At 69.7% G+C, this 22,537-nt stretch carries 27 protein-coding genes; 9 read left to right on the top strand and 18 right to left on the bottom strand.

Annotated features, from left to right (window positions below):
* Window positions 1–4 precede the first annotated feature (4 nt).
* The 6 genes from AB0M48_RS14890 to AB0M48_RS14865 form a co-directional block, all read right to left on the bottom strand.
* On the bottom strand, window positions 5–1,474 hold the full coding sequence (locus AB0M48_RS14890; protein ID WP_363841061.1) for an FAD-dependent oxidoreductase: 1,470 nt from the start codon (window positions 1,472–1,474) through the stop codon (window positions 5–7).
* Window positions 1,471–3,390: a molybdopterin oxidoreductase family protein gene (locus AB0M48_RS14885; protein WP_363841332.1), complete on the bottom strand. Its 1,920-nt coding sequence runs from the start codon at window positions 3,388–3,390 to the stop codon at window positions 1,471–1,473. Before AB0M48_RS14885 ends, AB0M48_RS14890 begins: the two co-directional genes overlap by 4 nt.
* A 105-nt stretch (window positions 3,391–3,495) precedes the next feature.
* Complete coding sequence (locus AB0M48_RS14880) at window positions 3,496–4,293, bottom strand: TIGR02569 family protein (RefSeq protein ID WP_363841058.1); 798 nt, start codon at window positions 4,291–4,293, stop codon at window positions 3,496–3,498.
* Between the two features lie 227 nt (window positions 4,294–4,520).
* Window positions 4,521–5,693: an adenylyltransferase/sulfurtransferase MoeZ gene (gene moeZ / locus AB0M48_RS14875; protein WP_090065715.1), complete on the bottom strand. Its 1,173-nt coding sequence runs from the start codon at window positions 5,691–5,693 to the stop codon at window positions 4,521–4,523.
* Window positions 5,694–5,772: 79 nt separating this feature from the next.
* Complete coding sequence (locus AB0M48_RS14870; protein WP_363841055.1) at window positions 5,773–6,768, bottom strand: DUF3152 domain-containing protein; 996 nt, start codon at window positions 6,766–6,768, stop codon at window positions 5,773–5,775.
* A gap of 40 nt (window positions 6,769–6,808) precedes the next feature.
* A complete protein-coding gene (locus AB0M48_RS14865; RefSeq protein ID WP_363841052.1) occupies window positions 6,809–7,762 on the bottom strand; it encodes an alpha/beta fold hydrolase in 954 nt (317 codons plus the stop codon).
* A 126-nt stretch (window positions 7,763–7,888) separates the two neighbouring features.
* On the opposite strand from AB0M48_RS14865, the gene AB0M48_RS14860 reads away from it, so the two are divergent.
* The gene (locus AB0M48_RS14860) at window positions 7,889–8,518 is read left to right on the top strand and encodes a TetR/AcrR family transcriptional regulator (RefSeq protein WP_030480925.1); all 630 of its coding nucleotides are present in this window, start codon (window positions 7,889–7,891) and stop codon (window positions 8,516–8,518) included.
* A gap of 53 nt (window positions 8,519–8,571) precedes the next feature.
* Here the strand turns inward: AB0M48_RS14860 and AB0M48_RS14855 are convergent, their stop codons facing one another.
* Window positions 8,572–9,351 (bottom strand): alpha/beta hydrolase, encoded by a 780-nt coding sequence (locus tag AB0M48_RS14855; protein WP_363841048.1) that lies wholly within the window; start codon window positions 9,349–9,351, stop codon window positions 8,572–8,574.
* A complete protein-coding gene (locus tag AB0M48_RS14850) occupies window positions 9,324–10,211 on the bottom strand; it encodes a diiron oxygenase (RefSeq protein ID WP_363841045.1) in 888 nt (295 codons plus the stop codon). The genes AB0M48_RS14855 and AB0M48_RS14850 overlap by 28 nt, the downstream gene beginning before the upstream one ends.
* Window positions 10,212–10,272: 61 nt before the next feature.
* Between AB0M48_RS14850 and AB0M48_RS14845 the strand changes: the two genes are divergently transcribed.
* Window positions 10,273–10,956 (top strand): TetR/AcrR family transcriptional regulator, encoded by a 684-nt coding sequence (locus AB0M48_RS14845; RefSeq protein WP_363841042.1) that lies wholly within the window; start codon window positions 10,273–10,275, stop codon window positions 10,954–10,956.
* Window positions 10,956–11,270 carry a DUF4873 domain-containing protein gene (locus AB0M48_RS14840; protein WP_363841039.1) on the top strand — a complete coding sequence of 105 codons (315 nt, stop codon included), beginning with the start codon at window positions 10,956–10,958 and terminating at the stop codon, window positions 11,268–11,270. The genes AB0M48_RS14845 and AB0M48_RS14840 overlap by 1 nt, the downstream gene beginning before the upstream one ends.
* 59 nt (window positions 11,271–11,329) lie before the next feature.
* Here AB0M48_RS14840 and AB0M48_RS14835 read toward each other — a convergent pair whose 3' ends face one another.
* Both AB0M48_RS14835 and AB0M48_RS14830 read right to left on the bottom strand, forming a co-directional pair.
* Window positions 11,330–11,554 (bottom strand): DUF3107 domain-containing protein, encoded by a 225-nt coding sequence (locus tag AB0M48_RS14835; protein WP_090065851.1) that lies wholly within the window; start codon window positions 11,552–11,554, stop codon window positions 11,330–11,332.
* Window positions 11,555–11,764: 210 nt separating this feature from the next.
* Window positions 11,765–12,406 carry a ferritin-like fold-containing protein gene (locus AB0M48_RS14830; protein WP_266040962.1) on the bottom strand — a complete coding sequence of 214 codons (642 nt, stop codon included), beginning with the start codon at window positions 12,404–12,406 and terminating at the stop codon, window positions 11,765–11,767.
* 199 nt (window positions 12,407–12,605) lie between these two features.
* On the opposite strand from AB0M48_RS14830, the gene AB0M48_RS14825 reads away from it, so the two are divergent.
* The 3 genes from AB0M48_RS14825 to AB0M48_RS14815 are packed head-to-tail and all read left to right on the top strand — an operon-like array spanning window position 12,606 to window position 16,481.
* The gene (locus AB0M48_RS14825; RefSeq protein ID WP_363841034.1) at window positions 12,606–14,258 is read left to right on the top strand and encodes a DEAD/DEAH box helicase; all 1,653 of its coding nucleotides are present in this window, start codon (window positions 12,606–12,608) and stop codon (window positions 14,256–14,258) included.
* Between the two features lie 4 nt (window positions 14,259–14,262).
* On the top strand, window positions 14,263–15,594 hold the full coding sequence (locus AB0M48_RS14820) for a hypothetical protein (protein WP_363841031.1): 1,332 nt from the start codon (window positions 14,263–14,265) through the stop codon (window positions 15,592–15,594).
* Window positions 15,595–15,602: 8 nt separating this feature from the next.
* A complete protein-coding gene (locus AB0M48_RS14815; protein WP_363841029.1) occupies window positions 15,603–16,481 on the top strand; it encodes an alpha/beta hydrolase in 879 nt (292 codons plus the stop codon).
* 2 nt (window positions 16,482–16,483) lie between these two features.
* Here AB0M48_RS14815 and AB0M48_RS14810 read toward each other — a convergent pair whose 3' ends face one another.
* Entirely contained in the window at window positions 16,484–16,870 is a 387-nt protein-coding gene (locus tag AB0M48_RS14810; RefSeq protein ID WP_363841026.1) for an A24 family peptidase, read from the bottom strand.
* Between AB0M48_RS14810 and AB0M48_RS14805 the strand changes: the two genes are divergently transcribed.
* On the top strand, window positions 16,860–17,021 hold the full coding sequence (locus AB0M48_RS14805) for a LuxR C-terminal-related transcriptional regulator (RefSeq protein ID WP_363841023.1): 162 nt from the start codon (window positions 16,860–16,862) through the stop codon (window positions 17,019–17,021). The genes AB0M48_RS14810 and AB0M48_RS14805 overlap by 11 nt on opposite strands.
* Before the next feature lie 18 nt (window positions 17,022–17,039).
* On the opposite strand, the gene AB0M48_RS14800 is transcribed toward AB0M48_RS14805, so the two are convergent.
* Both AB0M48_RS14800 and AB0M48_RS14795 read right to left on the bottom strand, forming a co-directional pair.
* Entirely contained in the window at window positions 17,040–17,342 is a 303-nt protein-coding gene (locus AB0M48_RS14800; protein WP_363841020.1) for a hypothetical protein, read from the bottom strand.
* 107 nt (window positions 17,343–17,449) lie between these two features.
* On the bottom strand, window positions 17,450–18,289 hold the full coding sequence (locus tag AB0M48_RS14795; RefSeq protein ID WP_363841017.1) for a PD-(D/E)XK nuclease family protein: 840 nt from the start codon (window positions 18,287–18,289) through the stop codon (window positions 17,450–17,452).
* 42 nt (window positions 18,290–18,331) lie between these two features.
* On the opposite strand from AB0M48_RS14795, the gene AB0M48_RS14790 reads away from it, so the two are divergent.
* Entirely contained in the window at window positions 18,332–18,634 is a 303-nt protein-coding gene (locus AB0M48_RS14790) for an ArsC/Spx/MgsR family protein (protein WP_363841014.1), read from the top strand.
* Here AB0M48_RS14790 and AB0M48_RS14785 read toward each other — a convergent pair.
* From AB0M48_RS14785 to AB0M48_RS14770, 4 genes are all read right to left on the bottom strand, one after another.
* Window positions 18,631–19,245: a MarC family protein gene (locus AB0M48_RS14785; protein ID WP_030480912.1), complete on the bottom strand. Its 615-nt coding sequence runs from the start codon at window positions 19,243–19,245 to the stop codon at window positions 18,631–18,633. The two genes, AB0M48_RS14790 and AB0M48_RS14785, sit on opposite strands and share 4 nt — an antisense overlap.
* Before the next feature lie 12 nt (window positions 19,246–19,257).
* Window positions 19,258–20,124, bottom strand: coding sequence for a PHP domain-containing protein (locus tag AB0M48_RS14780; RefSeq protein WP_363841328.1), 867 nt, complete (start codon window positions 20,122–20,124; stop codon window positions 19,258–19,260).
* A 27-nt stretch (window positions 20,125–20,151) separates the two neighbouring features.
* Complete coding sequence (locus AB0M48_RS14775) at window positions 20,152–20,712, bottom strand: PH domain-containing protein (protein ID WP_363841010.1); 561 nt, start codon at window positions 20,710–20,712, stop codon at window positions 20,152–20,154.
* Window positions 20,713–20,790: 78 nt separating this feature from the next.
* Window positions 20,791–20,949 carry a hypothetical protein gene (locus AB0M48_RS14770; RefSeq protein WP_169746024.1) on the bottom strand — a complete coding sequence of 53 codons (159 nt, stop codon included), beginning with the start codon at window positions 20,947–20,949 and terminating at the stop codon, window positions 20,791–20,793.
* A gap of 140 nt (window positions 20,950–21,089) precedes the next feature.
* On the opposite strand from AB0M48_RS14770, the gene AB0M48_RS14765 reads away from it, so the two are divergent.
* Window positions 21,090–21,503, top strand: coding sequence for an NUDIX hydrolase (locus AB0M48_RS14765; RefSeq protein ID WP_363841006.1), 414 nt, complete (start codon window positions 21,090–21,092; stop codon window positions 21,501–21,503).
* A gap of 28 nt (window positions 21,504–21,531) precedes the next feature.
* Here AB0M48_RS14765 and AB0M48_RS14760 read toward each other — a convergent pair whose 3' ends face one another.
* Window positions 21,532–22,527 (bottom strand): DUF2332 domain-containing protein, encoded by a 996-nt coding sequence (locus tag AB0M48_RS14760; protein WP_363841003.1) that lies wholly within the window; start codon window positions 22,525–22,527, stop codon window positions 21,532–21,534.
* Window positions 22,528–22,537 lie beyond the last annotated feature (10 nt).

Here is a 22,537-nt window from a genome sequence, read left to right as displayed (position 1 = left end):
CACATCAGGCCGGGGCGGGCTGTGAGGCCCCGAGCCAGTCGAGCAGCCCGCACACCGCGTCCTTGCAGCCACCACAGCCCGTGGTCGCGCGGGTGGCCTCCGCGAGTTGCGGCAGCGACTCGGCGCCCGCGCGCCAGGCCGACACGATCTGTCCCTTGGAGACGGTGTTGCAGCGGCAGATCACCGCGCTGGACGGCAGATCGGCCGGTGACGCGGCCTCGGCGGGCAGCGCGCGCCCCAGCAGCAACGCCAGGCGGTCGGTCGGCGCGGGGATGCCGCGGTCGTAGAGCTGGGTGATCGTGGCGGCCGCGTCCGGCGCACCGAGCACGATCGCGCCCGTCACCCGGTCGTCGCGCAGCACGAGCTTGGCGTACCGGCCGCGCGAAGGTTCCTGGAAGCACAGGACCTCCGAGTCCGGGCAGTCCACGTCGGTGTGCACGTCACCCAGCGCCGCGAGGTCGACGTCGCGCGCCTTCAACCGCGTGACGACCGAAGTGCCCAGGTACCGGGCAGCCGGGTCCGCGCCGGTCAGGCGGTCCGCGAGCACGGTGGCCTGGTCCCACGCGGGCTGCACCAGACCCGACACCGTGCCGGGGTGCTGGGCGCAGTCGCCGATCGCGTGGATGCGCGGGTCGCTGGTGCGCAGCGCGTCGTCCACGACGATGCCGCGGTCGACGGTCAGGCCTGCCCGCACCGCCAGCGAGGTCTCGGCGCGCACGCCGGCGGAGACCACGACGAGTTCGGCGGGGACGTGCGTGCCGTCGTCGAGGATCAGGCCGTCGCCGGGCAGGTACTTGGTGGCCAGCGAGTTCAGGCGGAACTCGATGCCGAGCTTGCCGAGCGTGCGGGCGAGCACGCCACCGGCGCCGGCGTCGAGCTGACGTTCCATGAGGTGGCCGACGGGGTGGACGACGGTGACCAGGCAGCCGCGTCCGGCCAGGCCGCGGGCGGCCTCGATGCCGAGCAGGCCGCCGCCGAGGACGGCGACGGGCATGCCCCTGTCCGCCTTGGCCTCGATCTCGGCGCAGTCGTCCAGGGTGCGGAACGCGACGACGCCGGGGGCGAGCTTGCCGTCCTCCACCAGCCCTTCGGCAGGAGGCACCCACGGCGTACTACCCGTCGCAAGCACCAACGCGTCGTACTGGATCCGCACGCGGGGACCTTTCGTACTGTCATGCAGTACGAAAGGACCCCGCGTGCGGACGGTGACAGTGCGGGCGGCTTGGTCGATCTCGGTGACCTCGTGGTTCAGGAGCAGCGTGATGTCGTGCTCCTCCGCCCACCTGTCGTCGTGCAGCCGCGTCGACTGGGGCGTCATCGTGCCCGCCACCACCGTCGACAGCAGCACGCGGTTGTACGCGGCGTGCGGTTCCGCACCCACGACGGTGATGGAGATGTCGGCGTCCCGGCGGCGCAGTTCGTCCGCCAGCCGCGCACCTGCCATGCCGTACCCGACGATCACGACTCGCCTCATGCCCGCTCCAATCGAACCGCGCAGACCTTGAACTCGGGCATCCGGCTCGTGGGATCGAGCGCGGGGTTGGTGAGCAGGTTCGCCCGCCCGTCACCGGGGAAGTGGAACGGCAGGAACACCGCGTCGGCGCGCATGCTCGGCACGCACCGCACGACCGCCGTCACCGTTCCCCGCCTGGACACGACGTGTGCGGACTCGCCGGAAGCGAGGCCCGCCCGCGAAGCCGTGTCGGGGTGGACCTCGACGTACATCTCGGGGACTGCCTTCATCAGCTCGCCGATCAGCCGCGTCTGCGCTCCCGACTGGTAGTGCTGCAGGACGCGGCCGGTGGTGGCCTGCAACGGGAACTCCTCGTCCGGCGGCTCGGCGGGGCCGCGGTGGTCGACCGGGATGAACCGCGCCAGGCCGTCCGGGTGCGCGAACCGGTCGAGGAAGAGCCTCGGGGTGCCGGGATGGTCCACCGACGGCACCGGCCAGTGCAGCTGCTCGGACTCCAGCCGCTCGTAGGTGATGCCGGAGTAGTCGGAGAGGCCGCCGGCCGACGCGCGCCGCAGCTCCTCGAAGACCTCGACCGGTGCCACCGGGAACTTCTCGCCCACTCCGAGCCGCGAAGCGAGGCCCTGCAACAGCTCCAGGTCGCTGCGCACCCCGGGCGGAGGGTCCAGTGCCTTGCGGCGCCTGATGATCCGGCCTTCGAGGTTGGTCATCGTGCCGTCTTCCTCGGCCCACTGCGTCACCGGGAACACGACGTCGGCCATCGCGGCGGTCTCCGACATCACGAAGTCCGCCACCACCAGCAGGTCCAGCGCCTTGAACCGGTCGACCACCCCGGACGCCCGCGGCGCCGACACCACCGGGTTGCTGCCGAACACCAGCATCGCCTTGATGTCTTCCGCGACCAGCAGCTCGTACGCGCTGCGCCCGGGGCCGGGCAGCCACGACACGTCCCAGACGTCCATGATGTGCTGCCGCGCGACGGGATCGTCGATCTTGCGGTAGCCGGGCAGCTGGTCGGCCTTCTGGCCGTGCTCCCGCCCGCCCTGACCGTTGCCCTGCCCGGTCAGGCAGCCGTAACCGGAGCCCGCCCGGCCGGGAAGTCCCAGCGCCAGAGCCAGGTTGATCCACGCCGAGACGTTGTCGGTGCCGGACGCGTGCTGCTCGGTGCCGCGCCCGGTCAGCACGTACGACCGCCCGGCCAGCATGTGCACGGCGGCGCGCTGGTCGGCGGCGGACACGCCCGTCACGCGTTCGGCGCGCTCGGGCCACCACGCGGCCGCCACCCGCCAGGCCTCGTCGAAACCCGTGGTCCGGGAGTTGACGTACTCCTTGTCGATCACGCCCTCGATGACCGCGGTGTGCAGCAGTCCCAGTGCCAGCGCCAGGTCCGTGCCCGGCGCGGGCTGCAGGTGCAACGTCGCGCGCTCGGCGGTCGGTGTGCGCCGCGGGTCGATGACGATCAGCCGTGCGCCTTCGAGGTGCCGCAGGAACGGCGGCATCGTCTCGGCCGGGTTCGAGCCCGCCAGCAGCACGGTGTCGGCGCCGCGGAGGTCCGTCAGGGGGAACGGCAGGCCGCGGTCCAGCCCGAACGCCTTGTTGCCCGCGGCGGCGGCCGACGACATGCAGAACCGGCCGTTGTAGTCGATCTGCGAGGTCTTCAGGGCGACGCGCGCGAACTTGCCGAGCGCGTAGGCCTTCTCGTTCGTCAGCCCGCCGCCGCCGAACACGGCGACCTCGTCGGGTTCGCAGGAGGTGATCCGTGCGGCCACGAAGTCGAGGGCCTCGTCCCACGACACCGGCTGACCGTGCAGAAGAGGCGTGGTGAGGCGGCCGGGATGGCGCAGCAGCTCCCCTGCCGTCCAGCCCTTCTGGCACAGCCCACCGGGACCAGGTGTCACCTGGCCGTCGATGACGCTCATGGAGCACTGCAGCGCGCAGTAGGGGCAATGGGTCACGCCGCTGACGCTAAGAAGCTCGCGTTAACCCGATGCTCCGCAATGTTTCATCGGTGGAAAATGACCCGCTCAGAGCAGTGCGGTGACGTGGTGAGCAGCACGTTCCAAGCCCGCAAAGGACTGTGGTGTTGACAACGGGTGCAGCGCGTGCACGGCCAGCCGGAACAGCGTGGCGCGCACCAGCGCCTGCTCCCACTCGGCCTGGTGGCTCCACCGGTGGAACAACCCGGAGTCCGCGCCACCCCACGCCACGGCGTCGACCGCGATCACGGCGGCGGCCCACTCGGCGGGACGCCAGTAGGCGGTGAAGTCGATGACGGCCGGCGGCGCGTTGCCCGCGAACAGCACGTTGCCGAACAGGTCACCGTGCACGACCTGCGGCTTCAGGTTGATCGGCTTGCGCAGTTCCTTCAGCAGGTCGAACAGCCGCCCGCCGAGGTCGGCCTCGAGCGGCACGTCCTCCTCGTCCCACGCCTTGCGGTCCGCGACCGCGAACACGTCCGTGCGGGCGTCCAGGAAACGGGGTTTGGGCAGCTCGGCCGTGGCCTGGTGCAGGCGCTGGGCGACGGCGATGACCTCGTCGTGCCGCGCCTCGGCCCGGCCGGCGAGGAACTTCGTGGCGGACCAGCCGCCGACGACGTATCTGCCGTCCGTGGACCGCAGCGGTCTGCCGATGCGCAGGTGCGGCACGTCCAGGCCGTCGAGGGTCTTGGCGATCCAGGTGGCCTCGGCGGGCCGGGGAGACGGTCTGATCGTGGCGTCACCGCAATGCCAGGCGGGACCACCGTCGATGAGCTCCGGCTCGGCGTCACGTGCCCCGAACGCCGCACGCACGTGCGCTGGGGGCGGTTCGGGGGACCTGGTCACGGTCAGGCACGCTACCGTGTTTGTTGGCGTTCGCTGCGCTCACGCGGCGCGTTTCGCCGAGGAGCTGGTCGTCCGGCCACCGCTTCGTGGTGGATTGGGCTTCGCCGAACCCACCACGAAGGGGCGACCGGACGACGAGCGCGAAACTCGCGGTCACCGTGACTCGCCTGACGAAGACCCGCGGTTTCTGCTACGAATCGCTGGTCTCGCCAGTACGGCCAGTCTCGCTAGTAGGTCGGCAGGCTCGGGTCGACCTCGCGGGCCCAGGCCAGCACGCCGCCGCCGACGTGCACGGCGTCCTTGAAGCCCGCCTTGTGCAGCGCCGCGAGCGCCTCCGCGGAACGAGCGCCGGACTTGCAGTGCAGCACCAGCGGCTTGTCCTGCGGCAGCTCCGAGAACGCCTCCCCGGACAGGATCTTGTCCTTGGGGATCAGCACCGAGCCCGGGATCTTGACGATCTCGTACTCGTGCGGCTCGCGCACGTCCACCAGCAGGAAGTCCTCACCGGACTCCTGCTTGTGCTTGAGCTCCAGAGGCGTGATCGTGTTGCCCGCGGCGGCCTGCTGCGCGTCCGTGGACACGACCCCGCAGAACGCCTCGTAGTCGATCAGCTCGGTGATCTTCGGCGACTCCGGGTCCTTGCGGATCTTGATGGTCCGGTAGGACATCTCCAGCGCGTCGTAGACCATCAGGCGGCCCAGCAGCGGGTCGCCGATGCCCGTGAGCAGCTTGATCGCCTCGGTCACCATGATCGAGCCGATCGACGCGCACAGCACGCCCAGCACGCCGCCCTCGGCGCACGACGGGACCATGCCGGGAGGCGGCGGCTCCGGGTAGAGGTCGCGGTAGTTGAGGCCCTGGCCGTTCGGGGCGTCCTCCCAGAAGACGCTGACCTGGCCCTCGAACCGGAAGATCGAACCCCACACGTACGGCTTGCCCAGCAGCACCGCGGCGTCGTTCACCAGGTACCTGGTGGCGAAGTTGTCGGTGCCGTCGAGGATCAGGTCGTAGTCGCGGAAGATCTCCAGCGCGTTCTCGGAGTTGAGGTGCGTCTGGTGCAGGATCACCTTGACGAACGGGTTGATCTCGGCGACCGAGTCGCGCGCCGACTCCGCCTTCGGGCGGCCGACGTCGGACTGGCCGTGGATCACCTGGCGTTGCAGGTTGGACTCGTCCACGACGTCGAAGTCGACGACGCCGAGCGTGCCGACCCCGGCCGCGGCCAGGTACAGCAGTGCCGGGCTGCCGAGGCCGCCCGCGCCGACGACGAGCACCTTCGCGTTCTTCAGCCGCTTCTGCCCGTCCACCCCGACGTCCGGGATGATCAAGTGGCGGCTGTAGCGCGCGACTTCTTCCTTGGTCAGCTCCGCGGCTGGCTCAACGAGCGGCGGAAGCGCCATGCTGGTCCTCCTCGACGAATGTCTCCGTGTCCGAGACAACGTCTACCCTGCCTCGACTCTTCCCCGTTGGAAAGCCGTCTCAGCCTGCGGGAAACGCGTTCGGCGTGCACACCTTGCCGTCGGCCGGCACCACGTCCTGGCCCGCGTTGAGCTGCGAGACGAAGTCGTTCGAGACGCCGAACGTCTGCTGCATCATCACGGGGGCGGGCGCGCCGTTCTCGGCGCAGGCCGCGTGGCCGCTGCCCAGGGCGTGACCGACCTCGTGGTTGATCACGTACGTGCGGTATCCGGCCAGGTCAGGCCCGTAGACCATGGCGCCGCGCACCCAGCGGGCGACGTTGATGATCACGCGCTTGGTGCCCGGGTTCCAGCAGGAGGTCTCGAACGGGATCTCCTTGCCGCACAGCGTGTGGGTCGTCTTCGTCGTGGTCAGCGCCACGATGAAGTCCGGGTTCTGGTTCGCCTCGACCCGCTGCAGCGCGACCTGCTTGGTGCCGATCCAGCTGCGCGGGTCCGACAGGATTCCGTCGATCGTGCGCGCGAACGCGGCCGGGTCGTCGTTGAAGTCGGCGGGCTTCACGCCGTCCTCGACGGCGATCGCGTACTTGCGGAACTTCGGCGCGTTGGCCTCGCCGACGCGCGGACCGCTGCCCGCGATCACCTTGAACGTGCCGACGCCGTCCTGCGAGAAGTCCGGACCGGCCGGCAGCTCGGCGGTCGGGATCTTCAGGTCGGGCTTCTTGGCCGGCAGCTCGGACGCGGGCGCCTCCGGCGTGCTCACGGGCGTCTCGGCGGCGTTCGTGCTGCCGCCGTCGCCGGTCACGGACGACTTCGGCTGCACCGTGTCGAGCACGACCAGAGCCGTCAGCACGAGCAGGACCGGGATCGCGTAGATCCGCCAGCCGTAGTTGGCGACGAGCTTCTTCACACCACGACGCTTGCGCGGCCTTCGCAGGGCCTGGGTGGCCTCCGGTTCCCAGGCGGCCGCGAGCGGTTCCGCGCTGGTCCGGCGCTCGCCGCGACGGTAGCGGTCAGCGGGCGGAGCAGTACGTCCTCGCTCGGGGGCGCGATTCACGTGCTCCAGGGTCCCACACCCCCCGTATGGCCGTCGTTCATCACCATGAGTGTCGGTCGACCGCCTCCCACATGCCCAGAACGGCCCTCGCCACGGTGGCCGGCCGCTCCATCTGGGCGACATGACCGGTCTTGGGGAGCACCAGCAGGCGCCCCTTGGGCAGCAGACGTGCCGTCCGCGGCCCCTTCCGCACGCTGACGAGCCGGTCGTTCTCGCCCCAGAGCACCAGCGTGGGTGCCTTGACCAGGGGCAGCAGCCGCCACAGCGACTTCGGGCCGGGCGTGAGCCAGCTCTGCATCAGGCCGAACGTGCTGCGGTTGAGCGCCTGCCCCGCCCACTGCTGCCGGGCGCGCTCCTCGTTCTCCTTGATCGACTCCTCGATGCGGTGGTCGGGCACCACGCTCGGGTCGGCGAAGCACAGCTCCAGCATCTGCCGCGTGCGCTGGTGCGCGGACAGCTTCGCGAGCTCGCGACGCACCTTGGCCCCGACGACCGGCAGGACGGCGAGCGCCATCCGCGGGTCGGACATGCGGTCGAGGCGGGGCCGCAGATCGGGCACGGCCGGCGAGACGAGCGTGAGCGTCCTCACCAGATCCGGCCTGCTGGCCGCCACCATGACCGAGATCGCGCCACCCATGGAGTTGCCGAACAGGTGCGCGGGCTGTGAGAGCGTTTCCAAATACTTGATCACCGTGCGGGCGTGCGTGGCGAGACTGAAGTCGTAGCCGGGAATCGGTTCCGACCGCCCGAATCCGGGCAGGTCGATCGAGTACCCGCGGACGTGTTGCCGCAGCTGGGCCGCCAGGTCCGTCCAGTTCGTCGCGGACCCGCCGAGCCCGTGCACGTACACGGCCGGAGGGCCGTCCCCCGGCGTGATCCTGACGTGCACCTCGTGGTCGTCGACCTGCTGGAACCGGCCGGGCCACGGCGTCTGAGACTTGTCCAGCGGCGGCAGCGCGACCGTGGACAACGGGGCGGGAATCAAGGTGCTCACCGGACCAGGATGCGGGAAAGAACGGCAAGATGGTTCCCGGAAGTCGGCTACCAGCGAGTAAGGTTGCGCTCAGCCTCGGTCTGGCAATCCCTGTCCGACGGCCGGATCACTCGTGCTGGAGGCACCATGACGGAGACGGCGCAGAGCGCACCCGCAGGCAGGGGCGTTCGACTGCCGCGCACCGCCCGCCGCGCGCAACTGCTGGCAGCGGCGCAGGACGTGTTCGTCGCCAACGGCTACCACGCCGCGGCGATGGACGAGATCGCCGAGCGTGCAGGCGTGTCCAAGCCGGTGCTGTACCAACACTTCCCGGGCAAGCTGGAGCTCTACATGGCGCTCCTCGAGTCCCATGTGGACGAGCTGGTCGGCCGCGTGCGCACCGCCATCGGTTCCACCACGGACAACAAGCTCCGCGTCCGCGCCGCCGTGGCCGCGTTCTACGACTTCGTGGACGGCGAGGGCCAGGCGTTCCGCATGGTGTTCGAGTCGGACCTGCGCTCCGAACCGGCCGTGCAGTCGGCCGTGGAACGCGCGACCACCGACTCCGTGGACGCGATCACCGACACCATCACCGCGGACGCGGGCCTCGACGAAGAGCGGGCTCGCCTGCTGGCCGTCGGCCTGGTCGGGCTGTCTCAGGTCACGGCGCGGTCGTGGCTCGCGGACAACCGCCGCGTGCCCAAGGAAGACGCCGTGGCGCTGATCTCCAACCTGGCCTGGCGCGGCATCGGTGGCGGTTTCCCGCTCCAGCACTGAACTCGATGAGGGGAGCTTTCATAAACCTCAGGTTCATGAAAGCTCCCCTCATCTCACATCAGCGCGGCTATTCGTCTCGCCACGTCCTCGGACCGTTCCAGCGGCAGCATGTGCCCGGTCTTCGGGTAGATCACGAACTGCGCGCCCGGCAACGCCTCGGCCAGCACCCGCGAGTGCCGCATCGGCGTGAGCACGTCCCAAGACCCGGCCATCACGACCGTGGGGATGTCCGCCAGCACCGCCAGCGCTTCCCGCCGCTGGTGCAGCGTCAGTTCCTCGCGGATCCCGACGAACGCCTCACCGGTCGTGTTCCCCGCCATCGCCGCGGCCGCGCGCACGTCGGCCCACCGGGGCCGCCGCCCGAACGTCATCCGCAGCCCCGGCGCGATCACGCGGCCGAACCCGACCTTGGGCCGTCCGGCCAGCCATCGCCCGGCGAGCCGCTCCACCCACAGCTGCTGGGGCAGGTTCCCGCACGACGTGGCGATCAACGCCACCCCGGACACCCGTTCGAACAGCTCGGGCCGCTGCTCGGCCAGCGCCATGATCGTCATGCCGCCCAGCGAGTGGCCGGCGAGCACGATCCGCCCGGACGGAACGCATTCCTCCAGCACGGCGGCCAGGTCGTCGGCCAGCTCCGAGATCGTCCCCGCGCCCGAGGACCCGCCGTGACCGCGCACGTCGTACCGGACCACCCGGCCGGGCAGCGCGGCGGCGACGCGGTCCCAGGTGGTCAGGTCCATGGTCCACCCGTGCAGCAGCACCGCGGTCACGTCGGAGGACGAAGGCCCCGACGTGACGACGTTCAGCCGATCAAGAACGAGCGACGCCATGAGCGCATCCCCGGCCTTCCCACGAGCCCGGCCTCGTCCAGGAACGTCATGATCCGCTCGCCGGCCCAGCGGATCATCTCCTGGAACCGCTCGTTGGCCAGCGCCTGGCGGTGGGCCTCGCGCACGTCCAGCCCGACGGCGGCGTACGCGGCGGGGTTGATGATCGCGCGCGTGATCATCATCGACACGTACCCGACCAGCCACTTCTGGTACGGCATCTCGTAGCTCTTCAGCTCCGACATGCCGCGCAGCAGCTCCTCACGCGCGAACCGCACGTGCCGGGCCTCTTCCAGCACGTGGATGCGGTTCACCATCCGCACGAGCGGCTGGATGGTGTCGTCGGTCATCGCCTCGCGCTGCAGCCGGTCGAGGATCTCCTCCGCGACCAGGATCGACCCGTACATGGCGGGGCCGTAGCCGATGATCGGCAGCAGCTTGCCCAGGCGGTGCGTGTGCCGAGTGGGCCCGTACGCCGGGCAGCCGATCCGTTCGACCAGGCGCGCGAACATCGTCGAGTGACGGCACTCGTCGGCGACCTCGGTCAGCGCGTACTGGGCGTGCCGCGTGGTCGGGTCGGTGTTGTAGACGACCTTCACGAGCATCTGCATGAGCAGCAGCTCGAACCACAGGCCGACGGACGCGATCGACGCCAGCTCGTGCTTCGACAGCTCGATGCGCTGCTCCTGCGAGAGCGAGTCGTAGAGAGGCGTGCCGTAGAGCGAAATGCGCTTTTCAGGGATGTAGAAGAGACCGTCGACCAGAGGTGCGGACCAGTCGATGTCCACCTCGGGGTCGTAGAACTTCTCGGCGGACGACTTGAGAAGCCGCTCCGCTGTCTTCTCCCGATCGGCGACCCTCATCGGTTGCCCTCCCCGGTAGGTGTTACTTGAGGTAACGGTTACTTCTGGTAGCGTGCGTCACATGGCACGTACTGTCAAGGGGCCGGATGCGCGACGTGAGCGGTGGAAGGGTCATCGCGAGCAGCGCAGGGCGGAGTTCGTGGAGGCCACGATCGCCGCCGTGGCCAAGAAGGGCCCGGACGTCGGCATGGACGACGTGGCCGCGGAGGCCGGCGTCAGCAAGCCCGTCCTCTACCGGCACTTCACCGACAAGTCCGACCTGTACCTGGCAGTGGGCCAGAAGGCCACCGAACTGCTGATGGACCGGATGGGTCCGGCGCTGATCGCCGACGGCCCGATCCGCGGCCGCATCCTGGGGATCGTCGACGCCTACCTGTCGGTGATCGAGGAGAACCCGAACCTCTACCGGTTCGTGGTCAAGGGGTCCTTCGTGGACCGCCCGGTCGAGAAGGACGTCGTCGCCGAGGACAAGAACCTCATCGCGTCGACGCTGGCCCGGATCCTGGGCGACTACCTGCGTTCCTTCGAGATGGACTCCGGCGGCGCCGAGCCGTGGGCGCACGCGCTCGTCGGCATGGTGCAGAACGCGGGTGACTGGTGGCTCGACCGCCAGACCATGTCCCGCGCGAACCTCAGCGAGTACCTCGCCACGCTGATCTGGCACGCCATCGACGGGCTGCTGCGCTCGGCGGGCGTCCAGGCAGACCCCGCAAAGCCCCTCTCCCCTCTGCGATTGGTGGACTGATGAGCGAGCACGAGCACGACGAAGAGGGCTACCGCGGCGACGCCACCCTCGTCTTCGGAGAAGAAGAAGTCGCGGTCGAGGCCGAACTGCGGGGCTACTTCCAGCCGATCGACGGCCGCTACCACTGGTACGGCCGGATCAAGAAGAACGACGACGTCACGAGCCGGGTCGAGGCAGGCGCGCGGACCGCACTGCTGCGCACCCCCACCGGTGAGGCGGAGGGGACTCTCACCGACCCCGACCCGTGGGGCCGTTACCGGGTCGGTGGCATCTCCACTCCGCCGTACAAGATCGAAGAGCCGGTCGAGCACTAGACCGCGCAACGAGAAGGGCCCCGGTCGTGATGACCGGGGCCCTTCTCAGTGCTGACGACTCAGGCGCCGAACCCGACCTTGCGCGAGTCCTGCGGGCCGATCTCCACGTACGCGACGCGGCCAGCGGGCACGACGAACCGCGCACCCTTGACGTCCACCAGCGACAGCACGCTGGACTTGCCGGACACCGCGTCCGAAACCAGAGTCTCGACCTCGGACGGGTTGAGCTCACTGGTCACGACGAGTTCGCGTCCGCTGTCCGCGACGCCGATCCTGACCTCCACGCTGACCTCCGTGCTCAAGAGAAAAATCTACGGCCGAGCCTACCCAGTGCGGCGACCACAATCACCGACAGGCGCTCCCGGTGTTCAGCAGGGCACCTCGCGGTGTCGAGCCCCGCTCCCCATATGCCCGATATGAGGAGCGGGAGCCGACACCGCGATGCACCCGTCTGACCAGCGGGAATCACCTGTCGGCGGTTAGTGGTCGCCGCACTAGCCCAGACCCAGCTGCGTCATGCGCCGCGCGTGCGACTGCTGAAGGCGGCGGAACAGCTGACCGATCCCGGCGAGGTCGCCGGAGCCCCGGATGATGAGCTCGGAGAGGCCGTCCCGCTCCGCCACCACGTACTGGGCCTGCGTCAACGCTTCTCCGAGCAGCCGCCGGCCCCACAGCGCGAGCCGGTCGCGCACCCGCGGATCGGACTCGACGGCGGCGAGGACTTCGCGTTCAGCGAACGCCGAGTGACCCGTGTCGGCGAGCACGTGGAGCACCAGCTCCTTGGTGGGCGCGTCCAGCCACTCCGCGATCTCGCGGTAGAAGTCGGCCGCGAGCCCGTCGCCGACGTACGCCTTCACGAGCGACTCGAGCCACGACTTGGGGCTCGTCGACTCGTGGAACGCGTCGAAACCCTTCACGAACGGCGTCATCGCGTCCTCGACGGTGATGCCCTCGGCGGCCAGGTGCTTCTGCAGCAGTGTGAAGTGGCCGATCTCGGCCGCGGCCATCTGCGCGAGAGCGGCACGTCCCGCCAAAGTCGGCGCCGTGCGCGAGTCCTCCGTCATCCGGTCGAAAGCCGAGAGCTCGCCATATGCAAGCGCTCCCAGAAGATCGACAACACCCTCTGCAACACCCATGAGACCGAACTCTAGTGCGCGCTAGGTGGTCAAAAGTGTCTTGCCAGGTAGAATGGGGGCGGACGCCCGGCGTGACGAGTGTGACGACCACGCAGTGGCCCAATTTTTTCTTGGGCAGGCGCCAGAATGGTGCGCGTACACCTTTCCCGCAGCTGCTCATCGAGCGCGGTCGAGAGGCCCGGCCAGGGCTCGTACGCGCTTGGTACGAGAGAGGCTGATCACCCTGACCGCTGAAGTAGAAGCACATCTGGACCCGGTTGCCCTGGAGCACAGCGAGGCCGGAGTTCCCGAGGAAGACACGTCGCACCCGTTGCTGGCAGACGCCCCGGTGCAGTCCGAATCCCCCACGTTCGCCGAGCTCGGCGTGCGTGAAGAGATCGTCAAGGCGCTCGGCGAAGCCGGCATCGAGCGCACGTTCGCCATCCAGGAGCTGACGCTCCCCATCGCTCTCGCCGGTGACGACCTCATCGGCCAGGCGCGCACCGGCATGGGCAAGACCCTCGGTTTCGGCGTGCCGCTGCTGCACCGCGTCGACCTGCCCGGCGACGGCACCCCGCAGGCCCTTGTGGTCGTGCCCACCCGTGAGCTGTGTCTCCAGGTCTCGCACGACCTCACCGACGCGTCGCGCCACCTCGGTGTGAAGGTCGCCGCCATCTACGGCGGCATCCCGTACGAGCGGCAGATCGCGCAGCTCCGCAAGGGCGCCGACGTCATCATCGGCACGCCCGGCCGCCTGCTCGACCTGGCCGAACAGCGCCACCTGGTGCTCGGCAAGGTCCGCATGCTGGTGCTGGACGAGGCCGACGAGATGCTCGACCTGGGCTTCCTGCCCGACATCGAGCGCATCCTGAACATGGTTCCGGACGAGCGTCAGACGATGCTGTTCTCGGCGACCATGCCGGGCCCGATCATCACGCTGGCCCGCACGTTCCTGAACCAGCCGACGCACATCCGTGCCGAGGAGAACGACGCCGGCCAGACGCACGAGAACACCTCGCAGTTCGTCTACCGGGCGCACTCGATGGACAAGCCGGAGATGCTGGCCCGCGCGCTGCAGGCCCGCGACCGGGGTCTCACGATGGTCTTCGCGCGGACCAAGCGGACCGCGCAGAAGGTCGCCGACGACCTGACCGAGCGCGGGTTCGCCGCGGCCGCCGTCCACGGCGACCTGGGTCAGGGCGCGCGCGAGAAGGCGCTGCGGGCGTTCCGCGCCGGCAAGGTCGACGTGCTGGTCGCCACCGACGTCGCCGCGCGCGGCATCGACATCGACGACGTGACGCACGTCATCAACTACCAGTGCCCCGAGGACGAGAAGACGTACGTGCACCGCATCGGCCGCACGGGCCGTGCAGGCCGCACGGGTGTCGCCGTCACGTTCGTCGACTGGGACGAGACGCACCGCTGGAAGTCTCTCAACGACATGCTGGGTCTCGGCCAGCCGTTGCCGGTCGAGACGTACTCCACGTCGGACCACCTGTACGCCGACCTGGGCATTCCGTCCGGTTCCACGGGCCGGTTGCCGCTGAGCCACCGCACCCGCGCGGGCCTCGACGCCGAAGAGGAGGAGAAGCTCGACACGGGCAAGCGCAAGCGCCGCAGCAGCAGTACCAGCAGCAGCGGCAGTCGTCGTACCGGCTCCTCCCCCGCCGGTGCCGAGCAGGCGCCGGAGCCGAGCGAGGAGACCAGGCCGAAGCGGTCCCGCTCGCGCACGCGCAGCCGCGCCGGCGTGACGCAGGAGGGCGAGCAGACGCAGGCGAGCCCCGAAGCCGCCGAGAAGTCCGGCTCGGACAAGCCGCGCAGGCGTCGGCGTCGCCGAAGCTCTGCCGAACAGGCCGCTCCTTCGGCAGACTGATCACATGTCGTCCCCCGGTTCCGACGTCACGGATGTCGAGGACGTTCTCGACGAGCCCGCACACGAGGCCGCACCCGTCGCAGAACGTCCGCCCGCCCGGTCCTGGCGCACCCGCGCCGACTTCATCGCGATCGCCCTGATCGCGGTGGTGTCGGTCACGGCGTCCGTGCTGACCTGGGCGTTCAGCGATGCTCGCGCCACGACGTCGGTCACCGGGCCGTCGACGTGGGAGCAACTGCCCGAAGTGGCCACGCTCCCGCCGTCGCTCGCCGAGGTGTGGCGGGCGAAGAGCGGCGCCTCGCTGTCCCCCGTGGTCGTGCAGACCGCGTTGAAGGACACCGGCGAGGAGAAGCCGTCGACGGTCGTGACCGGCGACGGCGGCGAGGTCAACGGGCGCGACCCCCTGACGGGTGACGTGCGGTGGACGTACAAGCGCGACCTGCCGCTGTGCGTCGTGAGCACGGGCTGGGGCCGGGCGATGGCCCTGTACTCCAAGGGCACGAACTGCTCCGAGCTCACCTCGCTCGACGGCATCACCGGCGAGCGGCGGGCACAGCGCAACGGCGACGCGGAACCGGGCACGGCACTGCTCAACGAGGGTTCGCACCTGATCACCACCGGGTCGAAGTTCGTCGAGGTCTACCGGCGCGACGACCTGGTGCGTTCGCTCGAGTACGGCGCTCTGCGCGCGATCGTGAACCCGAACAAGCAGCCGAGGGTCGGCTGCACGTACGGGTCGGTCGCCGTCACCTCCGGCAGGTTCGCGATGGTCGAACGCTGCCCCGACGACGCGTCGGACCGGGTGACGATCCTCAAGCCGAACCCGGACAAGTCCGACGAGCCGAAGGTGTTCGGCAGCCCTCTCACCGGCGCGAAGAACGTGCAGGTCGTGGCCGTCACCGAGAAGCTCGTCGCGGTGGCCGCACCGGGCCCGAGCCGGTTGCTGATCTTCGACGCGGAGACCGGCAACCAGGTCGGCGAAGCGCCGCTCGACGTCCCCGACGCCGACTTCACCGACCCGCCGAACCACGTGGCACGCGTCTTCACGACGAAGACGAACGCCTTCTGGTTCACCGGTTCGCGCACGGTCGCGCTGTCGCTGGAGACGCTCACTCCACTGTGGACCGCCGAGGGCGCGCTGGGCGCCGGTACGACGCTCGCGGGCCGCGCGGTCATCCCGGTGAAGGAGGGCCTGCGGGTGTACGAGCAGGCCACCGGTGCCGTCGTGGGCACGATCAGGCTGAACCGAGAGGGCCACACGGGCCCCGTGCAACTCGCCACAGCCGGTCCCGTCGTCCTCGAGCAGCGTGGCGAAACCCTGGTCGCGCTGCGATAGTTCAGTCCGTGCACTCGCAGATCAGCCCCCACCGGGCGCAACGCGTCGACCTCCCGGGCCGCTACGGCACGATCGCGGCGCTGCGCGCGCCCGCGATGGGCGACGACGCGATGCGCACGACCGTGCTGCTCGTACCGGGCTACACGGGCTCCAAAGAGGACTTCGCGCCGATGATCGACCCGATCGCGGACGCGGGTTTCGAGGTCGTCGCGATCGACCTGCCGGGCCAGCAGGACTCACCGGGCCCGGACGACGAGGCGCTGTACCGGCCGGGTCCGCTGGGGTCGGTGCTCGCCGAGCTGATCGGGAAGATCGCGGCGGACGGCCGCAAGGTGTTGCTGCTCGGCCACTCCTACGGCGGTCTGGTGGCACGGGCGGCGGTGTTCGCGGGGGCCCCGATCGCGGGGCTCACGCTGATGTCCTCGGGCCCGTCCGAGCTGCCCGCGGGAGATCGCCGCACGGTGCTGGAGGTCGGCGAGCACGTGCTGGCCGAGCAGGGCGTCGAGGGCACCCAGCGGCTGAACGAGCTGCGGGCGCAGCAGAACCCGGCGTACGCGGTGCTCCCGCAGGAGCTGAAGGACTTCTACCGCACCAGGTTCCTCAAGTCGCAGGCAGCGGCGTTGCTCGGCATGGGCAACGGCCTGCGCCACGAACCGGACCAGGTGGCGAAGCTCGCGCGCGCACTGCGTTCGTCCGGCACGCCCTGCCTGGTGGTGTGCGGCGACGCTGACGACGCGTGGACGCCCGCCGCCCAGCGCGACATGGCGGAGCGGCTGGACGCGGACTTCGCCGTGCTGCCCGGCGTGATGCACTCGCCGAACACCGAGGCACCGCTGGACCTCATCGCCACGCTGCTGCCGACGTGGCGGGCCTGGCTGAGTTCCTGACGTCAGGACACCAGAACCGCGGCGAACGCGCCCAGCAACATGAACGGCCCGAAGGGCAACGCGCTCTTGAGCGTGACCTTCCGCAGCAGCAACAGCACCAGCGACACGACCGCCGACAGGATGAACGCGAAGGCCGCGCCGAACAGCAGCACCGGCCAGCCGAGCGCCATGCCGATGACGCCGGACAGCTTCACGTCGCCGAAGCCCATCCCGGCCGGGTTGACGAACTCCAGCACGCGGTAGACGAACGCGAGCCCGCCGAGCACCGCCCTGCCGAGCGCGCCGAACGTGCCGCCGGTCAGCGCGGCCACCGTGAGCAGGAGCAGCACCAGCGGGTACGCGGGCAGCGTCAGCACGTCCGGCAGCCGGTGCACGGCCGTGCCGATCACGACGATCGCGCGCACCCTGTTCGTCTCGCCGTCGACGGCCAAGACCTACGTCTCACGCCTCTACGAGAAGCTGGGCGTCTCCAACCGCTCCCAGGCCCTGATGACGGCCCTGCGCATCGGCCTCATCCACAGCGACGCCGCGACCGCCTGACCACCCGTCCCCATCGGGTCAGGCCCACCAGAACGTCCACAGCGTCGCGGCGCTCACGACCAACACCGCCAGCGACGCGACCGGCGCTTTCCAGTCCGCGTACCGGTCCGCCACGATCTGCGCGCCGACCACGAGCAACGCCGCCACCACGTGCGCGACGACGGACAACGTCCCAGGTCCAGGCAGATCACGGGAGTTCGCGTAGAACTGGACGCCGATGTTCCCCAAAGCGAGCAGCACCATGCCCACCGCGAGCACTCCGCTCACGGCGCGCAGGAATCCGTAGGTCCGCGACGGTCGCTTCGCTGCTTCCACGTCCACTCCAGCCACCCTACGGGTCCAGGGGTGCGCGGGCAGTCATGACCCGGACACCCCGACGGCCGTGTACGGCGAAAGCTGCACTCCAGGCATCCTTTCGGTCCCACAGGCTACGGCGCCAGCAACGCCCAGGGATCCAGGGAAGGCGCCGCCTCCTGGCCCTCCGGACAGCTCCGCCGGAAGTCGCACCACTGGCACTGCCGCCCGGTCACCGGCGGGAACAGGACCTCCTGATCGCCACCGGCCTTCAGCGTCTCCGTGGCCAGGTCGATCTCGTCCGCGGCCTCCTCCGCCCGCCGGACGTGCCGGGCCAGCGACTCCTCCGTGTGCTCCCACTCCGCGATCGACCCCGACGGCAGGTGGTGCAGCTCGACCCGGCGGCACGGCTTGCGCAGCGTGCGCCGGGCCGCGAGGGCGTACAGGGCAAGCGCTTGCGACCCGCGGGCGTCGTCCGAGGTCAGGACGTGACGGCCGGTCTTGTAGTCGACGATGACGAGCTCGCCGTCGCGGTAGTCGATGCGGTCGACCCGGCCCTCGGCCACGATGCGGTCGGTCGGCGACGACACCCAGCGCTCCACGCCCAGCGGTTCGAAGTCGACGTCCAGCGACGTCACGTAGTCGTGGATCCAGCCCTGGGCTCGCGTGCGGTACTCGGCGGCCTGGTCGACGTCGCGGAAGCCTTCGGACTTCCACTGCCGGTTCAGCAGTGCGACGGCCTGGTCCGGGGTGCGGCGGTCGGGCGGCAGGTCGAACAGGGCCTTCAGGGCGTTGTGCACGACGGCGCCGAGGGTGTTGTGCGCCCAGGCGCCACCCCGCGGAGGTGAGGGCCTGTCCAGGTATGTCATCCGGAAGCGGCGCGGACAGCTCGTCCAAGTGGACAGCTTCGCGGGCGTGACGCGCACGAGCTTGCGGGGTGCCGCGGTGCCGAAGTCGAAGCCGAGTTGTTCCACCCCAACCAAGTTACTCAGCACCCCTGACAGAAAATGAACCGCATGGAGATCTGGCACAACCCGCGCTGTTCCAAGAGCCGCGCCGCCAAGCAACGCCTCGACGACGAGGGCATCGAGTACACCGAACGCCGCTACCTGGACGACGCCCCGTCAGCTGAAGAGCTCGACCACGTCCTCACGCTGCTCGGCAAGGAGCCGTGGGAGATCGCGCGCACCAAGGAAGCCGCCTACCCGAAGCTGCTCGAACACGACCGCGCGAAGTGGATCGCGCACATGGTCGCCAACCCGAGCCTGATCGAGCGCCCGATCATCATCGACGGGGACAAGGCCCACATCGAGCGCTAGACCCCGGACGAGATGAAGCCCTGCACGGACGAGGCGACGAGCTGCACGGCGATCGCGGCCAGCAGCAGACCGGCGATCTTGGCCATCAGCAGGATCCCGCTCTCCTTGAACACCTTGATCAGCAGGCCGGCGGACCGCAGCGTCCCCAGCAGCACGAGGTGCACGGCCACGATCGCCGCGGCCAGCGCGAGGTAGGAGCCCCAGTCGCCGTTCGCCTGACGCACGAACACGATCGTCGCGGCGATGGCACCGGGCCCTGCCAGCAGCGGTGTCCCCAGCGGCACCAGGGCGATGTTCACGTCCTCGACCTCGGGGTGGTTGGTCGCGCCCTTGCCCGTCAGCAGGTCGAGCGCGATCAGCAACAGCAGCAGTCCGCCCGCGCCCTGCAGGGCCGGAATGCCGATGTGCATGTACGCCAGGATCGAGTTGCCGGCCACCGCGAACAGCGTGATCACCAGGAACGACACCAGCACGCCCTGCCGCGCCGCCTGCTTGCGGGCCTCGCGCGACTTGCGGCCGACCAGCCCGAGGAAGACCGGCACGGTCCCGGGCGGGTCCATGATCACCAGCAGCGTGATCGAGGCCTCGATGAAGAGCCGCAGGTTGAACACGGGAGCACCGCCCTATCCGACGAGGATCTTGCAGCCTGTCGCCCTCTCGGCCAGAGCATCCAGCATCTCCGGTGCCGTCGTCTCCGCGCCGAGCCGGACCGTCTTGTTCGTGCCGTGGTAGTCACTCGACCCGGTGACGATCAGGCCCAGCGAGTCCGCCAGCGTTCGCAGCGACCGCCGCGTCTCCTGGTCGTGGTCCGGGTGGTCCACCTCGACGCCGAAGAGGCCCGCTTCGGCCAGCGCACGCACGACGGAGGGCGCCACGACGGGGCCGCGGGAGCGGGCGAAGGGGTGGGCGAGCACGGTGACGCCGCCGGCCTCGGTGATCATCTCGATCGCGCGCTCGACGGGGGTGTCGGTGCGGCCGACGTAGTACTGGCCGCCGGTCAGGAACGTCGCGAACGCCTCGTCGACCGAGGTCACCACCCCGGCGCGGATCAGCGCCTGGGCGAGGTGCGGGCGTCCGGCCGGCGCGTCGAACGGCAGGCGGGACATCAGGTCGACCGGGTCGATCGGGAAGCCGTCGGCCTGCATCATCTCGGCCATCTTCTGCAGCCGCGTCCGCCGTTCCTCACGCAGGCGCGACTGCTCCTTCATCAGCATGGCGTGCGTCGGGTCGTACAGGTACGCCAGCAGATGAACGGTGATGGTGTGGCCGTAGCCGTCGGCCGAGGAGCACGACAGCTCGGCGCCGCGCACCAGCTTCAAGCCGGACGGCAGCGCCGCCTCGGCCTCGGCCCACCCGGCCGCCGTGTCGTGGTCGGTGATCGCCACCGCGTCGAGTCCCGCGAGGGACGCCGCCCTCATCAGGTCTGCGGGGCTGTCGGTGCCGTCGGACTCGGACGAATGGGTGTGCAGATCGATGACCACGTCGTCCAGTGTGGACGACGTGGCGAACGACCCGTGTTACGGGACCATCTTCTTCCCGCGCGCGGCGCGCTGGGCCTTGATCATCGAGAACCGCTCGGCCTGTGCCTTCTTGTCGCCGAAGGTCAGCTCCGAGATGGCGTCGTAGACCTCTTCGGGGTTCGGCAGGTACTCCAGGCGGTTCAGCGCCTGGATCTGACCCGCCGACTCCACGATGAGCGTGCCGTAGCCGAACATGCGTCCGCCCACGGTGCGCTCGTAGGTGAGGTCGGTGACCTTGGTGACGGGCATCATCGCGACCTTGGTCTCGAAGACGCCCGACGTCAGCATGAAGCGCTTGTCGGTGACGACGATGCGCTCCACCCACCACTCGATGATGAAGTAGGAGACGCGCAGCAGCACGAGCAGCGCCCCGTACCACAGCACGTTCTGGATCACGGCCGCGTCCGCCGGGAGCAGGTACGAGATCATCATGAAGCCGGCGAGCAGCGCCGCCGCCTCCAGGACGTCCCAGATCAGGTAGGACCAGTGCCTGCGCACACGGATGACCCGACGCTCGCTCGGGAGCAGGTAGTCGTCCGGATCACGTGGTGCGAACATGCGCTACCAGCCTTTCCTGGTACCAGGCAGTGCCCTGTCTGACCTGCTCCCGCCACCCGGTAGGTGACTGCTACCAGACTAGAAGACGGAGCGCACGAACGTGATCAGTGCCTCGGCCGCGGTTCGCAGCGAGTTGAGGATGTTCTGCACGAGTTGAGCCGCCTGCTGAGGCTCCGCGATCAGGAAGAACAACAGCAAGGCGATTCCAGCGAAAGTGAGAATCTTCTTCAAGTTCACGGTGTCCACCCCGTCCGCGTCGCACCCGTTTGGCGCCGTTCGTGACCGTTGTACAGCACGATTCGGCACCTTGGGAGATTTGTACCGCAGCCGGGGTAGCGCACAGCACCGCCGATCCGGTGTGACTACGCTTCGTGATCGTGACGCCCAGCAGCAAGCGCACGATCCGTTGCGTCGGAGCCGTGGTTCATGACTCGAACGGGCGACTACTGCTCGTACGACGCGCTAATCCGCCTGGTGAGGGCCTGTGGTCGGTACCGGGCGGGCGAGTGGAGCCGGATGAGACGGATGAGGCGGCTGTGACTAGGGAAGTAGCCGAGGAGACCGGACTCTCCGTCACCGTCGGCCGCCTCGTCGGCCACGTGGAGCGACCGGCCCCGAACGGGGTTTTCCTGATCTTCGACTACGAATGCCAGGTCACGTCGGGTGTGCTCCGAGCGGGGGACGACGCATCGGATGTCGCTTGGGTCGACCGTGCGACCTTGGACACACTTCCGACCACCGAAGGGCTCGTGGAAGCGCTCTCCGGCTGGAACTGCCTGCCTAGGGCCTGATCAGGGTTCACGCGTTAGGGGCGGGCGTTCAACGCCAAACAAGACGTTGCCCGTGGGCCTCGGTGGTCGCCAGGGTGGTCGTCTCCACGCCTGACTCACCGACACGGATGAGGCGCAGCTCACCGGCCTCGTGAGCGGCCCACCAGACAGGTCTGCCCAAAGCCGACAAGGCGGGCACGAGGTCGAGGCCGGACCCGCTCGTGATGACGACGAGCGGAGCGTCGATGGGCTCGACCACCTTGGCGAGGTCCGCGACCGGGTCACCGGTCACCAGGCGCGGCGGGTTCTTGCGCAGCACCCCGCACGCGACTCCGAACAGCCGCAGCCGCTCCGGCTGGTCGGCCCACACGCAGGCCTCCAGCCACGCGTAGGCGTCCTCGTCGGCCAGATCGGCGGGCGCCACCCCGATGCCCGCCTTCGCGGCCACCTTGACCGTCTTGGGCAGCTTCGGCAGCGCGGCGCCGGGTGCGAGCTCCAACGAGCAGTGCAGTCCCAGCGCGGCCTTGGCCGGCCCGGCGACGAGCTGGCCGGCCTCGGCGGTCTGGTAGCGGTACGAGTACTGGTCGAGCCCGAGCAGCAGACCGGCCGTCGTCGCGGCCTCGACGAGCCCGATCGGCCCGCCCGCCTGCTTCGCCGCGGCCGCGACGGCCGGGTAGAGCAGGGCCGCGCGCCGCACCTCGTTGGTCTGGATCACCTGACTGGACACCAGCGCACGCACTCGGTCGCCGCGCTCCAGCAGGAAGTCGCGGAACAACGGCCAGGTGCTCTCGTCCGCGCCGTACGTCCCGCCGAGCGACGGGTAGTAGTTCGAGAGCTGGTGGAACGGCTCGGCCTGCACCAGCCGGTGCGCCGCCGCCAGCAGGAGCTCGCCCGTGGCGTTGTCCTCGCTGGCGGCGGTCAGCAGGTCGGCGACCTCCGGATCTGCGGCGGCACGCGACGCGAGGTGCTCGTAGAGCGGCGAGGTCGCCGCGGCCTCCTCGGCGAACGCGCGCAGGCGTTGCTGTGCCAGATCCAGAGAAGTCACTTCACTACCC

Source organism: Lentzea sp. NPDC051208, assembly GCF_040682435.1.
Lineage (GTDB): Bacteria > Actinomycetota > Actinomycetes > Mycobacteriales > Pseudonocardiaceae > Lentzea > Lentzea kristufekii.
The sequence above is the reverse complement of the archived record's forward strand: the minus strand, read 5'-3'. Positions and strand labels throughout refer to the sequence as shown.

Bases quoted from the DNA above. Each gene is read 5' to 3' on its own strand.
- AB0M48_RS14890 (WP_363841061.1), bottom strand. From the start codon at position 1,474: ATGAGGCGAGTCGTGATCGTCGGGTACGGCATGGCAGGTGCGCGGCTG.
- AB0M48_RS14885 (WP_363841332.1), bottom strand. From the start codon at position 3,390: ATGAGCGTCATCGACGGCCAGGTGACACCTGGTCCCGGTGGGCTGTGC.
- moeZ (WP_090065715.1), bottom strand. From the start codon at position 5,693: ATGGCGCTTCCGCCGCTCGTTGAGCCAGCCGCGGAGCTGACCAAGGAA.
- AB0M48_RS14860 (WP_030480925.1), top strand. From the start codon at position 7,889: ATGACGGAGACGGCGCAGAGCGCACCCGCAGGCAGGGGCGTTCGACTG.
- AB0M48_RS14855 (WP_363841048.1), bottom strand. From the start codon at position 9,351: ATGGCGTCGCTCGTTCTTGATCGGCTGAACGTCGTCACGTCGGGGCCT.
- AB0M48_RS14850 (WP_363841045.1), bottom strand. From the start codon at position 10,211: ATGAGGGTCGCCGATCGGGAGAAGACAGCGGAGCGGCTTCTCAAGTCG.
- AB0M48_RS14845 (WP_363841042.1), top strand. From the start codon at position 10,273: ATGGCACGTACTGTCAAGGGGCCGGATGCGCGACGTGAGCGGTGGAAG.
- AB0M48_RS14840 (WP_363841039.1), top strand. From the start codon at position 10,956: ATGAGCGAGCACGAGCACGACGAAGAGGGCTACCGCGGCGACGCCACC.
- AB0M48_RS14830 (WP_266040962.1), bottom strand. From the start codon at position 12,406: ATGGGTGTTGCAGAGGGTGTTGTCGATCTTCTGGGAGCGCTTGCATAT.
- AB0M48_RS14820 (WP_363841031.1), top strand. From the start codon at position 14,263: ATGTCGTCCCCCGGTTCCGACGTCACGGATGTCGAGGACGTTCTCGAC.
- AB0M48_RS14790 (WP_363841014.1), top strand. From the start codon at position 18,332: ATGGAGATCTGGCACAACCCGCGCTGTTCCAAGAGCCGCGCCGCCAAG.
- AB0M48_RS14775 (WP_363841010.1), bottom strand. From the start codon at position 20,712: ATGTTCGCACCACGTGATCCGGACGACTACCTGCTCCCGAGCGAGCGT.